Source organism: Streptomyces sp. NPDC025721 (assembly GCF_055558595.1).
The window spans coordinates 379579-394145 of record NZ_JBVHMF010000003.1; the positions used below are offsets into that span (position 1 = coordinate 379579).

General features: G+C 69.8%; 10 protein-coding genes. 2 read left to right on the top strand and 8 right to left on the bottom strand.

Annotation, left to right across the window (positions count from 1 at the left end; all coding sequences use genetic code 11):
- The first annotated feature begins 77 nt into the window (after positions 1-77).
- Together ACZ4EF_RS07835 and ACZ4EF_RS07840 are read left to right on the top strand one after the other, a co-directional pair.
- Entirely contained in the window at positions 78-962 is an 885-nt protein-coding gene (locus ACZ4EF_RS07835) for a RecB family exonuclease (protein ID WP_355333010.1), read from the top strand.
- Between the two features lie 19 nt (positions 963-981).
- Positions 982-1653 (top strand): response regulator, encoded by a 672-nt coding sequence (locus tag ACZ4EF_RS07840; RefSeq protein ID WP_188282977.1) that lies wholly within the window; start codon positions 982-984, stop codon positions 1651-1653.
- Between the two features lie 113 nt (positions 1654-1766).
- Here ACZ4EF_RS07840 and ACZ4EF_RS07845 read toward each other — a convergent pair whose 3' ends face one another.
- The 8 genes from ACZ4EF_RS07845 to metH all read right to left on the bottom strand — a co-directional run bounded on the left by ACZ4EF_RS07845 (position 1767) and on the right by metH (position 14252).
- The gene (locus ACZ4EF_RS07845) at positions 1767-3365 is read right to left on the bottom strand and encodes an ABC transporter substrate-binding protein (RefSeq protein ID WP_355333012.1); all 1599 of its coding nucleotides are present in this window, start codon (positions 3363-3365) and stop codon (positions 1767-1769) included.
- A 26-nt stretch (positions 3366-3391) separates the two neighbouring features.
- Positions 3392-4744: an oligopeptide/dipeptide ABC transporter ATP-binding protein gene (locus tag ACZ4EF_RS07850; protein WP_401721140.1), complete on the bottom strand. Its 1353-nt coding sequence runs from the start codon at positions 4742-4744 to the stop codon at positions 3392-3394.
- A complete protein-coding gene (locus tag ACZ4EF_RS07855) occupies positions 4728-5828 on the bottom strand; it encodes an ABC transporter ATP-binding protein (protein ID WP_467503320.1) in 1101 nt (366 codons plus the stop codon). Before ACZ4EF_RS07855 ends, ACZ4EF_RS07850 begins: the two co-directional genes overlap by 17 nt.
- The gene (locus ACZ4EF_RS07860; protein ID WP_467503321.1) at positions 5825-6868 is read right to left on the bottom strand and encodes an ABC transporter permease; all 1044 of its coding nucleotides are present in this window, start codon (positions 6866-6868) and stop codon (positions 5825-5827) included. The genes ACZ4EF_RS07855 and ACZ4EF_RS07860 overlap by 4 nt, the downstream gene beginning before the upstream one ends.
- On the bottom strand, positions 6868-7887 hold the full coding sequence (locus ACZ4EF_RS07865; protein WP_355333022.1) for an ABC transporter permease: 1020 nt from the start codon (positions 7885-7887) through the stop codon (positions 6868-6870). The genes ACZ4EF_RS07860 and ACZ4EF_RS07865 overlap by 1 nt, the downstream gene beginning before the upstream one ends.
- A 127-nt stretch (positions 7888-8014) precedes the next feature.
- On the bottom strand, positions 8015-9574 hold the full coding sequence (locus ACZ4EF_RS07870; protein ID WP_467503323.1) for an ABC transporter substrate-binding protein: 1560 nt from the start codon (positions 9572-9574) through the stop codon (positions 8015-8017).
- Positions 9575-9906: 332 nt separating this feature from the next.
- Entirely contained in the window at positions 9907-10608 is a 702-nt protein-coding gene (locus ACZ4EF_RS07875; protein ID WP_467503325.1) for an HAD family hydrolase, read from the bottom strand.
- Between the two features lie 155 nt (positions 10609-10763).
- Entirely contained in the window at positions 10764-14252 is a 3489-nt protein-coding gene (gene metH / locus ACZ4EF_RS07880; protein ID WP_355333029.1) for a methionine synthase, read from the bottom strand.
- Between the last annotated feature and the right edge of the window lie 315 nt (positions 14253-14567).

Sequence of the window (14567 nt, forward strand, 5' to 3'; positions counted from 1 at the left end):
TCCGCAGCCATGCTATTGCCCCGCTGTTCCGGGCGGGACACCCGCACTGTCGGTGGCAGGCCGTAGGGTCGTCTGCCATGGGCACCAGCACCGAGAGCATCCCGCCGCGACCTCCGTCGTCGCTGTCCCCGTCGCGCGCGGCGGACTTCATGCGCTGCCCGCTGCTGTACCGGCTGCGGGTGATCGACCGGCTGCCCGAGCAGCCGAGCGAGGCCGCCACCCGGGGCACCGTGGTGCACGCCGTGCTCGAACGGCTCTTCGACGCCCCTGCCGCCGAGCGTACGGCCGAGCGGGCCCGGGCGATGGTGCCGGGCGAGTGGCGGAAGCTGCTGGCGGCCCGCCCCGAGCTGGCGTCGCTGTTCCGGGCGGCGGACGACGCGGTGGACGCGGGGGCGCTGGCGCAGTGGCTGGAGAGCGCCGAGCGGCTGGTGGACCGCTGGTTCACCCTGGAGGACCCGACGCGTCTGGAGCCCGCCGAGCGCGAGCTGTACGTGGAGACGGTGCTGGAGTCCGGGCTGACGCTGCGCGGATACGTGGACCGGCTGGACGTGGCACCGGCCAGCGGCGACCTGCGGGTGGTGGATTACAAGACGGGCAAGGCGCCGCGCCCGGAGTACGCGGACGAGCCGCTGTTCCAGATGAAGTTCTACGCGCTGGTGCTGTGGCGGCTGCGCGGTGTGGTGCCGCGCCGCCTCCAGCTCGTCTACCTGGGCAGCGGGGACGTGCTGACGTACGACCCGACCGAGGGCGATCTGCGGGCCACCGAGCGCAAGTTGCAGGCCCTGTGGGAGGCGATCAGGGAGGCGACGGCCAGCGGGGACTGGCGCCCGCGCCGTACGCCGCTGTGCGGCTGGTGCGACCACCAGGCGTTCTGTCCCGAGTTCGGGGGGACTCCCCCGCCCTATCCCCTGGCGGAAATAGCGGGTGCGCTGCCTCTCGTGGGCGAGAATGGCCCGATCTAGCGAAGGCGAAGGAGAACCCGTGGCTATTCGCGTCCTGCTGGTGGACGATCAGCCCCTGTTGCGTACCGGTTTCCGGATGATCCTGGAGGCCGAGGGCGATCTCGTCGTGGTCGGCGAGGCCGGGGACGGCCAGCAGGCCCTTGACCAGGTGCGGGCGTTGCAGCCCGATGTGGTCCTGATGGACATCCGGATGCCCCGGATGGACGGGGTGGAGGCGACCCGGCAGATCACCGGGCCCGACCGGTCGGGCCCGGCCAAGGTGCTGGTGCTGACCACCTTCGACCTCGACGAGTACGTGGTGGAGGCGCTGCGGGCGGGGGCCAGCGGTTTTCTGCTCAAGGACGCGCCCGCCGCCGAGCTGGTGCAGGCGATCCGGGTGGTCGCGGCCGGTGAGGCGATGCTCGCGCCGAGCATCACGCGGCGGCTGCTGGACAAGTACGCGGGCCGGCTGCCGTCCGGTGAGGACGCGGTGCCGCAGCCGCTGCACTCGCTGACCGAGCGCGAGGTCGAGGTGCTGAAGCTGGTGGCCCGGGGGTTGTCGAACGCGGAGATCGCCGCCGAGCTGTTCGTCAGCGAGACGACCGTCAAGACCCATGTCGGCCATGTGCTGACCAAGCTGGCGCTGCGCGACCGCGTCCAGGCGGCGGTCTACGCGTACGAGAGCGGGCTGGTGCGCCCCGGCGCGGGCTGACGTCCCCCGCGGGCGTACGACACGCGCGAAGCGGCCGGCCGCGGTCCCTGAGGTTCGGGACCGCGGCCGGCCGCTTTCGTCGTCGCGCCGTCACCGGACGGCCGGTCTCCGGGTCAGCCGGAGACGCCGCGGCCCAGCTCCCAGAACTGCGTGGTGGTCGAGGAGTTGAGCGCCCACTCGACACCGGTGATGTCGGGGCGCGACGCGATGTACTGCTTGCCCTGCCACAGCGGCAGCATCGGCACGTCCTGCGCGATGAGGTTCTGCGCGGTCGCGAAGTCGGCGCTGGCGGTGCTGCGTTCGGCCTGCTTGCGGGTGGCGGGCAGGATCTGGTCCTGGATCTGCTTGTTCTTGTACGGCAGGTTCAGGAAGTTGTCCTTGTCGAAGAACGGCGCGATGTAGTTGTCGGGGTCCGGGAAGTCCGGGAGCCAACTGATCGCGAAGATCTGGTAGGCGCGGGAGGACGCCTTGGACAGGAAGGCGTTCCACTGCTCGCTCTTGGCCGTGACGGTGAACAGGCCGCTGGCGTTGAGCTGCCGGGCGATCTCCTCGGCCTCCGGCTGGTTCATCGTGCCGCCGGTGTCACGGCGGTAGTTGATGGTCAGCTCGACCTTGTCGTCGATGCCCGCGTGGTGCAGCAGCGACTTGGCGTTGCTGACGCTCGGCACCTGGTACTTGTTGAAGAACGAGTTGATGTGACCGGTGATGCCCTGCGGCACGACCGAGTACAGCGGCTCGGCGGTGCGCTTGTAGACGTCACGGGTGATCGCCTGGCGGTCCAGGACCCATGCCATGGCCTGCCGGACCGCGACATCCTTGAGGTTCGGCGAGTCGGTGTTGAGGAACAGGTAGCGCGCCTCGCCGCCGGGGGCCTCGGTCAGCTTCACGTTCGGGTCGGTGCTCTGGAGCAGGTTGTTGATCTGGTCCGGGTTCAGCGTGCGCGACATCACGTCGATGCTGCCGGCCTTGAGCGCCGCCTCCATCTTCTTGGAGTCGGCGAACAGCTTCAGGTCGACCTTGCTGTTGTTGAGCTTGAGGATGCCGCCGTAGTGCGAGTTCTTGGAGAACACGCCCTGCTTGGCCTGGACGAAGGAGTCCAGCGTGTACGGTCCCGAGCCGACCAGCTTGAAGCCGGTGTACGGCTTGTCCATCTCGTAGACCCGGCTGTCGACGATCGCGGCGGCCGGGGTGGCGAGCTTGGCCGGGAAGGTGGCGTCGGCGGCCTTCAGGTGGAAGATCACGGTCTTGGAGTCGGGCGCCTCGACGGACTTCACGTCCGATATGAGGGACGCCGGGCCGACCTTGTAGTTGATCTTCTGCATGCGCTCGATGGAGAACTTGACGTCCTCCGCCGTGAGGTCGTGGCCGTTGGAGAACTTCTGGCCGTCGCGCATCGTGCAGGTGTACGTCAGCCCGGACGTGTCGTTGTAGTGGCACTCCTTCGCCGCGTCCGGGGTCGGGGTGGTGCTGCCGCGCGGGTAGGTGAGCAGCATCTGGAACGTGTTGTAGAAGATGTTCCAGGTCGCGCTGTCGTAGGAGGTCGCCGGGTCGAGGGGGGCCGGGTTGTCCTTGGTCAGCTCGATACTGTCCGTGGTGCCGACGACGATGGCTTTGCCGCTGTCGCCGCTCCCCCCGCCGGTACCGCCGCACCCAGCGATCAGGGGTGTCATGACGCCCAGCAGGGCGGGCAGCACCAGAAGCTTGCGGTTCATCGTCGTCGTTCTCCTCTTGTTCCCGCTCATGTTCCCTGGGCGCTCGCGGCGTGCTGGTGCAGGTGGCAGGCGACTTGCACGCCGGTCTTCGGAATCAGGTTGAGGCGCGGATCGCGTGGCGGGGCGAACTCCACCACGACCCGGCCGCTTTCGGCACGCATCGTGACCACTCCGCGCCAGAAGGGCTCACGCGGTTCGGCCGCCGATGCTTCCTCGCGCAGACGCCGGAGGTATTCCAGCACATCCTCGGCCGTGTGGCTTCTTCCGGGGGCGATCGATACGTGGCCGAGCCCTGGAGCGGACAGTGAATCGAGGTCCGCGAACAGCGCCTTCTCCGCGGTGCTGTCCTGCGGGGGCAACTCCAGCCAGCGGCGTTCCAGCAGGGCGCGCAGGTCGCGGGCCTCCCAGCCGCACTCGGCGACCGCGACCGGGCAGCGCGGGTGAAAGGCGCAGCCCAGGGGCGGTGCGGCGGCGTCCGGGATCTCGCCGCGCGGCAGTTCGCGCTCCACGGCCAGCCGCGGGTCGGGCTCCGGGATGGCCGCGAGCAGGGCCTTGGTGTAGGGGTGCTGCGGGTCGGCGAAGACCTGTGCGGTCGGGCCGTACTCGACTATCCGGCCGAGATACATGATGGCGATGGTGTCACAGAAGAACTTCGCGCTCGCCAGGTCGTGGGTGACGTAGACGTACGTGAGGTCCAGGTCGCGCTTGAGGTCCAGCATGAGCTGGAGGATCTTGGCGCGGACGCTCATGTCGAGCATCGAGATGGGTTCGTCGGCGACCAGCAGTTCCGGCTCGGCGATGATCGCGCGGGCCAGTACGGCGCGCTGCTTCTGGCCGCCGGACAGGTCGGCGGGGAACTTGGAGAGGTAGCGCTCGGGCGGGGTGAGGCCGACGCGCTCCAGCGCGTCGGTGACCCTGGCGTCGTACTCCTGCTCGCTGTCGACGAGTCGGTGGATGCGCAGCGGGTGGCCGACGGCCGTGCGGATGTCCATCGCCGGGTTGAGGGAGGCGTGCGGGTCCTGGAAGACCATCTGGAGCTTGCGGCGCAGGGGGCGCAGCGCGCGTTCGCCGAGGCCGCCGATCTCCTGGCCGCGGTAGCGGATGGAGCCGCCGGTGGCCTTGTTCAGGCCGATCAGGGTGCGGCCGAGGGTGGTCTTGCCCGAGCCGGACTCGCCGACCAGGCCGAGCACCTCGCCCTTGCGCAGGGTGAGGCTCACGCCGTCGACGGCCTTGACCGCGCCGGCCGCCCGGCCGCCGAAGCGTCCCAGCAGGCTGCCGCGCAGGCCGAAGTGGACTTCGAGGTCGTCGACCTCGACGAGCGCCTCCGCGCCGTCCCCGGCGGCGCCGCCGGAGGGCATCACATCAGGCTTCGTCAGCAACGCTGATCTCCTTCACCGCGGCGAGCGGCTCGCGCCCGCCCGTTCCCAACTCGTCGGCCAGCGAGGGATCGGCCTCGATGGCCTGGTGCCAGCAGGCGCTGCGCACGCCGGAAGGCAGCGTCACCTCGGGCGGCTCCGCCGTCGCGCATCCCGCCATCGCCACCGGACAGCGCGGATGGAACCGGCAGCCTTCCGGCGGTCGCACCAGATCCGGCGGGCTGCCGGGGATGTAGTGCAGTCCCGTGGTGGACAGGGAGATGGTCGAGCGGAGCAGTTCCTTGGTGTACGGGTGCTGCGGGTCGGCGAACACCGCGCGGGCATCGCCCTGTTCGACGATGTGGCCGGCGTACATCACCGCGACGCGGTCGCACGCTTCGGCGACGATACCGAGATTGTGCGTGATCAGCACCAGTGAGGTGTCGAAGTTCTTCCTGAGGTCGGCGAGGATCTTGATGATCTGCGCCTCGACCAGGACGTCGAGGGCCGTGGTGGGCTCGTCGGCGACGATGAACGCGGGCCGCAGCACCAGCGCGAGCGCGATCATGATGCGCTGCCGCATGCCGCCGGAGAACTCGTGCGGGTAGTTCTCGTAGCGGCTCTCGGGGATGCCCATGCCGCGCAGCGCCTCCAGGGCGCGCGCCTTCACCTCGCGCTTGGGGAGGTCCTTGTGGTGGGTGCGCAGGGCCTCCTCGAAGTGCTGGGAGATCCGCATGAGGGGGTTGAGCCGGGTCATCGGCTCCTGGAAGATCAGGCCGAGTTCCGGGCCGCGCAGCTTCTGGATCTCGCGGTCGGACAGTTCGGTGAGGTTGCGGCCCGCGCCGCCCTCGCTGTTCAGCACGACCTCGCCGTCGACCGCGGCGGCGGCCGGGGTGAGGCCGAGGACGCCGCGGCCGAGGGTGGACTTGCCGCAGCCGGACTCGCCGACCAGGCCGAGGGTCTCGCCGGGGCGTACGTCGAAGCTGACGCCGTCCACGGCGCGGACCGGGCCGCGGTCGGTGCCGTACCAGACGCGCAGGTCGCGTACGGACAGGACGGGTCCGGCGGGTGCGAGCCCGGCGGGGACGGGTTCGGTCACGGTGGTCACTTGGCGGCCGTCCCTTCGGGGGTGATGACGGTGCGGCGGCGGGTGTGCGGCGGGAGCAGCACCTTGGAGATCCGGCGGCGGCGCATGGTCGGGTTGAGGACGTCGTTGAGTCCCTCGCCGAGCAGGGTGAAGCCGAGGATCGCGATGACCATGGCCAGGCCCGGGTAGAGGCAGGTCCACCACATGCCCGCGTTGACGTCGTCGATGGCGCGGGAGAGGTCGTAGCCCCACTCGGCGGCGTCGGTGGGCTGGATGCCCAGGCCCAGGAAGCCGAGGCCGGCCAGCGTGGCGATGGCGTCGGCGGCGTTCATCGTGGTGATGACGGGCACCGACTGGATGACGTTGCCGAAGAGGTACTTGCGGATGACGACGGACGGTTTGGCGCCCATCGCGCGGGCGGCCTCGACGAAGGTCGCCTCGCGGGCGGAGAGCGCGGAGGCGCGGACCACCCGGAAGTACTGCGGGATGTAGACCACGGTGATCGACAGGGCGGCGGTGATGATGCTGCCGCCCGCGATCCCGGCGAAGACGAATCCGGCGACGATCGCCAGCAGCAGGTAGGGGAACGCGAAGAGCGCGTCCATCACGAGCACCAGGATGCGGTCGAGCCAGCCGCCGAAGTAGCCGGAGAGCAGGCCCAGCAGGACGCCGATGATCAGCGAGAACACCACGGCGAGCACCATCACCTCCAGCGCGGTGCGGGCGCCGTAGATGGTGCGCGAGAGCACGTCGAGGCTCTGCACGGTGGTGCCGAACCAGTGGTCGCCGTCGGGCGCGCCCTGCTTGGGGAAGCGGGTGCCGCCGGACTGGTACGTGTCGAAGTCGTACGGCGCGATCAGCGGGCCGAAGACGGCCATGATCACGAAGAGCGCGGAGATCAGGGCGCCGGCCCAGAGCATGAACCGCGGTACGCCGCGGGCCTCGCGGATCGCCGCCCAGATCCGCCGCAGGCCGCCGAAGCGGGTCGACCTGGGGGCGGGCAGCTGTGCCTGCGGGGCCTCGGTGGCCGGGCCGGGGGGCATGGGGGTTGTCTGGGCCATCAGTACCGCACCCTCGGGTCGATCAGCGCGTTCACGAAGTCGATCAGCATGCTGATCACGACGACGACCAGGGCGAAGACGGTGACGATGCCCTGGACGGCGACGTAGTCGCGCTGGTTGATGTAGTCGATCAACTGGCGGCCGATGCCGGGCCAGTTGAAGATCTGTTCGGTGAGCACCGCGCCGCCGAGCAGCATGGCGACCTGGAGGCCGAGGACCGTGATCACCGGCACCAGGGCGTTGCGGAAGCCGTGCCGCGCCACGACGTGGCGTTCCTTGACGCCGCGGGCGCGGGCGGCCTCGATGTAGTCGCCCTGGAGCGACTGGATGAGGTTGATCCTGATCATCCGGATGAAGACGCCGACCACGAGCAGGCCGAGGCAGACCGACGGCAGGATCAGGTGCTGGGTGATGTCGCCGACCGCGTCCCAGTCGCCGGCCAGCACCGCGTCCACGATGAGGATGTGCGTCTGGGTGGGCACGTTGAGCTGCACCAGCGGGGAGGCCTGACCGGAGGTGGAGCCGAAGGCGAGCATCAGCAGCGGCGCGGTGACGAAGACGGGCGCGGCGTAGCTGACGGTGCTGAAGAGCCGGCTGGTGACGTCGACCGCGCGGTCCCGGTAGCGGCCCGCGAGCAGGCCGACGGGGATGCCGATGACGGCGGCGAAGACCAGGGCGCCCGCGGTGAGGGTGAGGGTGGCGCCGCCGTTCTCGACGATGATGTCCCGCACGCTGCGGCGGTCGGAGAACGTGGTGCCGAAGTTCAGGGTGCCGACGGACTTCAGGTAGTCCCAGAACTGCTGGTAGATGGGGGCGTCGAAGCCCGCCGCGTGGCGTCTGGCGGCGAGTTCGGCCGCGCTCAGCTTGCCGCCCTGCGAGGCCGAGATGGGGTCGCCCGGCGCCACCCGCATCATGACGAAGACCAGGACCAGCAGGATGAGGACCATGGGCACGGCGAGCGCGATCCTGGTGAGGACGTAGCGGCGCAGCGACCCGGACTGCTTGCTCGTGTTGCTCAACTGAGTGTGTCTTTCTTCAGGAACAGAACAGGCTCAGGTACGGCTCAGGTACGGGCTGGGGTGCGGGCTGGCGAACAGCCGCGGCGGCCGGTCCGCGGGGGCGTCACCCCCGCGGACCGGCCGTCCGTCACTTGGAGCCGAGCTCGTAGAACCGGAACATCGTCGGGTCGAGCGCCTTGTCGGCGCCGGTCACGCCGTCACGGATGACCACGGTCTGCTTGCCCTGCCAGAGCGGGATGATCGGGACGTCGTCGGCGACGATCTTCTGGATGTCGGCGAACGCCTGGTCGCGCACCTTGGCGTCGTCGGTGCCCTGCTCCTTGACCAGGAGCTGCTGGATCTCCGGGTTGTCGTAGCCGGTGCCGAGGAAGGGCTGCTTGCCCAGGAACGGCGAGACGTCGTTGTCGGCGTCCGGCAGGTCGGGGAACCAGCCGATCATGTACGAGGCGTACGTGTCGGACTTCTCGTCCTTCTGGTACTGCTGCCACTCGGTGGAGCTGAGCTTCACCTTGAACAGGCCGGTGGCCTCCAGTTGCCGCTTGATCGCGGTGGCCTCGTCGGCCGCCGCGGCGCCGTAGTGGCTGGGGGTCCAGGCGTACGCGATGTCGACGGGGGCGGTGATGCCCGCGTCCTTGAGTATCGCGGCGGCCTTGGCCTCGTCCGGGGCGCCGTACTTGTCCTTGAAGGCCTCGGTGTGGCCCTGGATGCCGTTGCCGACCATGGAGTAGAGCGGGGCCACGGTGCCGTCGTAGGCGTCCTTGGCGATGCCCTCGCGGTCGATGACCTGGGCGACGGCCTGGCGGACCGCCTTCTGGTCGGACGGCTTCACCTTGGCGTCGAAGACCAGGTAGCGCTTCTCGGTGCCGGTGCCGTCGAGCACCTGGATGCCGGAGGTCTTCTTCAGGTCCGCGGTGTCGGTGGGCGACAGGGTGCGGAAGGCCGCGTTGACCGTGCCGTCCTTGACGGCCTGCTTGAGCGCGGACGCCTCGGAGAAGTACTGGAGCACGAACTGGCCGTTGTTGAGCTTGGCCGGGCCCTTGTAGGTCTTGCTGGCCAGGAACGACGCCTGCTGCTTGGGCGTGTACTTGTCCAGCGTGTACGGACCCGAGCCGATAATCTTCGAGCCGTCGAGGAGCTTGTCCTTCGGGAAGGTCTTCTCGTCGACGATCGCGCCCGCGTCGGTGGCGAGCACCGAGGGGAAGGTCGAGTCGGCGTTCTTCAGGTGGAAGACCACCTGGTCGTCGCCCTTGGCCTCGGTGCTGTCCAGGCTGGCGAGCAGGCTGGACGGGCCGTTGGGCGCCGCGATGCCGACCATGCGGTCGAACGAGAACTTCACCGACGCGGCGGTGAGCTTGTCGCCGTTGGAGAACACCAGCCCCGGCTGGAGCGTGCAGGCGTACGTCTTCGGGTCGGTGAAGGCGCACGACTTGGCCGCGTCCGGTTCCGGCGTGGTGCCGCCGGTCGGGAAGTGCATGACCTTCTGGTAGACGCTGTCGATGACCTCCCAGGAGCCGTAGTCGTACGCTCCCGCGGGGTCGAGTGACGACACCGAGTCGATGGTTCCGACGATCACGGCGCCTTTTCCGCCACCGGCCGACGAGTTGTCCTTCTTGCCACCACACGCGGACGCACCGACGGCCAGGAAGGCCACGGCGGCTGCGGCGACGACACGCTTGTTACGTGACATCCAGTGAATCCCCTTGCTCAAATGCCGGTCGTTCGATTCGGCATTGACCAGCAGGGACACTAGCCGGAGGGACCTACTCCGCTAGAGCACGGCGAAGTTGAGGCGGAATTACATACCGATAACGGGGCTCGGGGCACCGATAAACGGACGGCGGTACGATCCCTCCCCGGTCGGAACATTGCGGACATTCGGCCGCGCCGCACGTCCCGATCTGCGGATCTCATCCAGGCAGGACAGCGCGGTGTCGACCTCCCCGCGCGTGACATAGATCACCAGGAGCCGGATTCCGACCTGTGAGACGCCTCTGGACGGTTCCTATTCAGCAAATACGCTCAGTGAACGCGCGCATTCAAAGCGCGCAGGAAAGGCACGCTCAGCTCTTCGAGCGAGCCGACGACCGTACGCCCTGGAGCGGCCTCGACGGGCACCAGCGAGGGCACCGCGACCACCCGGCAGCCCGCCGCCTCGGCGGACGCCACACCGGTCAGGGTGTCCTCGACGACCACACAGGCGGCCGGGTCCGCGCCCAGCCGGGCGGCGGCGGTCAGATACGGCTCGGGGTGCGGCTTGGTGCGGCTCACCTCGTCCCCCGCGACGGTGAAGGCGAAGTTCTCCGCGCCCAGCGTGCGCAGCATCACATCGATGGTCCGCCGGTGCGAGGCGGACACCAAGGCGGTCGGGACGCCGTACGCGGCCAGCTCGGTGAGCAGCCTGCGGGCGCCGGGCATCAGCGGCGCGCCCCGGGCGATCAGCTTCTCGAAGCGGATGTTGACCGCCAGCATCAGCTCGGCCAGCGTCGCGTCCGCGCCGGTGGCGGTGATCAGGTGCCCCACGCTGCGGGCCATCGGGCCGCCGATCACCACCTCGCGGTGCGCCTCGTCCAGCACGTGCCCGAGGTCCGCGAAGACCTCACTCTCCGCCGCCCACCAGATGCCCTCGGTGTCCACCAAGGTGCCGTCCATGTCGAGGAGCACCGCCTGGAGGGCGGGGCCTTGCGCCATACGGGTGTCGGCGACAGGGATGCTGCTGGTCATACGCCCCACTCCTCGGCTCGCGCGGTTCCCGGTGCCGGTCGGGCCGGCCCGTCCCGTTTCCGGGGGACACAAAGGCCGGTCGCCGCGTCCCGCGGACGGGAAGGCGACCGGCCTGTGCCGGACCGTCAAGTGTACGACTCGCTGGTGAGCCGCGCTCAACGCGCGTTGAAGTACTTGGCCTCCGGGTGGTGAATGATGATCGCGTCGGTGGACTGCTCGGGGTGCAGCTGGAACTCCTCCGACAGCTCCACGCCGATCCTGCCCGGCTCCAGCAGGTCCGCGATCTTCGCCCGGTCCTCCAGGTCGGGGCAGGCCCCGTAGCCCAGCGAGAAGCGCGCGCCGCGGTACTTCAGCGCGAACATGTCCTCGACCTCGTCCGGGTCCTCACCGGCGAAGCCCAGCTCCGAGCGGACCCGCGCGTGCCAGTACTCCGCGAGTGCCTCCGCGAGCTGCACGGACAGGCCGTGCAGCTCCAGGTAGTCCCGGTAGGAGTCGGTCGCGAACAGCTCGTTGGCCGCCTCGGAGACCCGGTTGCCGACGGTGACGACCTGGAAGCCCACCACGTCGGTCTCTCCGGACTCCTCGGGCCGGAAGAAGTCCGCGAGGCAGAGCTGCCGCCCCCTGCGCTGGCGGGGGAAGGTGAAGCGGGTCCGCTCGGTGCCGTCCTCGCGCAGCACGATCAGGTCGTCGCCCTTGGACACGCACGGGAAGTAGCCGTAGGTCACGGCGGCCTCCAGCAGGCCCTCCGACTGCATCCTGGTCAGCAGCCCGCGCAGCCGGGGCCGGCCCTCGGACTCCACCAGCTCCTCGTACGTCGGACCGGTCGAGCGGGCCTGCTTCAGGCCCCACTGGCCCTTGAACAGGGCGCCCTCGTCCAGCCAGGACGCGTAGTCGGCGAGCTGGATGCCCTTGACGACCCGGCTGCCCCAGAACGGCGGGGTGGGGACGGGGTTGTCGACCGCGACGTCGGAGCGGATCTGGCCGAGGTTGACCGCCTTGTCCGGTCCGTCCGGCTCCGGCTGCTCGCGCTTGGGCACCCGGCGCTGCTTCAGCTCCGGCAGCGCCGCGCCCGGCACGCCGCGCTTGACGCCGATCAGCGCGTCCATCAGCCGCAGGCCCTCGAACGCGTCGCGGGCGTAGCGGACCTCGCCCTCGTAGATCTCGTGCAGGTCCTGCTCCACATAGGCGCGGGTCAGGGCGGCGCCGCCGAGGATCACCGGGAAGTCGGCGGACAGGCCGCGCTGGTTCAGCTCCTCCAGGTTCTCCTTCATGATCACCGTGGACTTCACCAGCAGGCCCGACATGCCGATCACATCGGCGCGGTGCTCCTGCGCGGCGTCCAGGATCGCCGAGACCGGCTGCTTGATGCCGAGGTTGACGACGTTGTAGCCGTTGTTGGACAAGATGATGTCGACCAGGTTCTTGCCGATGTCGTGGACGTCGCCGCGCACGGTGGCCAGCACGATGGTGCCCTTGCCCTCGTCGTCCGACTTCTCCATGTGCGGCTCCAGATACGCCACCGCGGTCTTCATCACCTCGGCGGACTGGAGCACGAACGGAAGCTGCATCTGGCCCGAGCCGAACAGCTCGCCGACCACCTTCATGCCGGCGAGCAGCGTCTCGTTGACGATGTCCAGGGCGGGCCGCTCGGCCAGCGCCTCGTCCAGGTCGGCGGACAGGCCGTTCTTCTCGCCGTCGATGATCCGGCGCTGGAGCCGCTCGTCCAGCGGCAGCGCCAGCAGTTCCTCGGCGCGGCTGGCCTTCAGCGACTTGTTGTCGACGCCGTCGAACAGCTCCATCAGGCGTTGCAGCGGGTCGTAGCCCTCGCGCCGCCGGTCGTGGATCAGGTCGAGCGCGACCTCGCGCTGCTCCTCGGGGATGCGGGCGATCGGCAGGATCTTGGAGGCGTGCACGATCGCCGAGTCCAGGCCCGCCTTGACGCACTCGTCGAGGAAGACCGAGTTGAGCACCACGCGCGCGGCCGGGTTGAGGCCGAAGGAGATGTTCGACAGGCCGAGGGTGGTCTGCACGTCGGGGTGGCGGCGCTTCAGCTCGCGGATCGCCTCGACGGTGGCGACGCCGTCCTTGCGGGACTCCTCCTGGCCGGTACAGATGGTGAAGGTCAGACAGTCGATCAGGATGTCCGACTCGTTGATGCCGTAGTTGCCGGTCAGGTCGTCGATCAGCCGCTCGGCGATCCCGACCTTCTTCTCGACGGTACGGGCCTGGCCCTCCTCGTCGATGGTGAGCGCGATCAGCGCGGCGCCGTGCTCTTGGGCGAGCGCGGTCACCTTGGCGAACCGGGACTCGGGGCCGTCGCCGTCCTCGTAGTTGACGGAGTTGAGCACCGCCCGGCCGCCCAGCTTCTCCAGTCCCGCCCGCAGGACGTCCACCTCGGTGGAGTCGAGCACGATCGGCAGGGTGGAGGCGGTGGCGAAGCGCCCGGCGACCTCGGCCATGTCGGCGACGCCGTCCCGGCCCACGTAGTCCACGCACAGGTCGAGCAGGTGGGCGCCCTCGCGGATCTGGTCGCGGGCCATCTCCACGCAGTCCTCCCAGCGGCCCTCCAGCATCGCGTCGCGGAACTTGCGGGAGCCGTTGGCGTTGGTGCGCTCGCCGATCGCCAGGTACGAGCTGTCCTGGCGGAAGGGGACCGTCTGGTAGAGGGAGGCGGCGCCCGCCTCGGGGCGCGGCCTGCGCGGGTGCAGGTCCTGGCCGCCGACCCGCTCCACGAGCTGCCGCAGGTGCTCGGGCGTGGTGCCGCAGCAGCCGCCGACCAGGGACAGGCCGTACTCGCGGGCGAACGTCTCGTGCGCGTCGGCCAGTTCTGAGGCCGTGAGCGGGTAGTGCGCGCCGTCCTTGGTGAGCACCGGCAGGCCCGCGTTGGGCATGGCGGACAGCGGGATACGCGAGTGCCGGGCGAGATAGCGCAGGTGCTCGCTCATCTCGGCGGGTCCGGTCGCGCAGTTGAGGCCGATCATGTCGATGCCGAGGGGTTCGAGCGCGGTGAGCGCCGCGCCGATCTCCGAGCCGAGCAGCATGGTGCCGGTGGTCTCCACGGTCACCGAACAGATCAGCGGCAGGCTCACCCCGGCCGACGCCATCGCGCGGTGGGCCGCGATCACGGCCGCCTTGGTCTGGAGCAGGTCCTGGGTGGTCTCGATGATCAGCGCGTCGGCGCCGCCCGCGATCAGCCCCGCCGCGTTGGCCTCGTAGCCGTCGCGCAGTACGCCGTACGGGGCGTGGCCGAGCGTCGGCAGCTTGGTGCCGGGGCCCATCGAGCCGAGCACCCAGCGCGGGCGGCCGTCGGCGGCGAAGCCGTCGGCGACCTCGCGGGCCAGGCGGGCGCCGGCCTGCGACAGTTCGTGGATCCGCTCGGGGATGTCGTACTCGCCGAGCGCGGAGTGGTTGGCGCCGAAGGTGTTGGTCTCGACGCAGTCCACGCCGACCGAGAAGTACGCCTCGTGGACCGAGCGCACGATGTCGGGGCGGGTGATGTTCAGGATCTCGTTGCAGCCTTCGAGCTGCTGGAAGTCGTCGAGCGTCGGCTCCTGCGCCTGGAGCATGGTGCCCATGGCGCCGTCGGCGACGACCACGCGGGAGGCGAGCGCCTCGCGGAGGGCGGCGGCGCGGGGTGCGTCCATCGGCGACGCGGTCGGGGAGGTACGCGTCGGCGCCGCGTTCGTCCCCGATGGGGAGGAACCGGACGTACCAGACGTAGGGGACGACGGAGAAAGCGAGGCCATGGAACGTGCTCCCTGGGATGCGACGGCTGTCGGCTATGCGTTCCCCGTCGGGGCCGACGGATCGGAGGGCGGCGGGACGCGCACCCGGCCAGCCTAGCGGGCCGCACCGTCCGGGCTCGAAGGCATTCCGATGGGCGGACCGTGGTGCCAGAATCATCTCTGAGATGATGACGGTCGACATTGTCGACCGCTGATCATGACACCCCCCTCTGC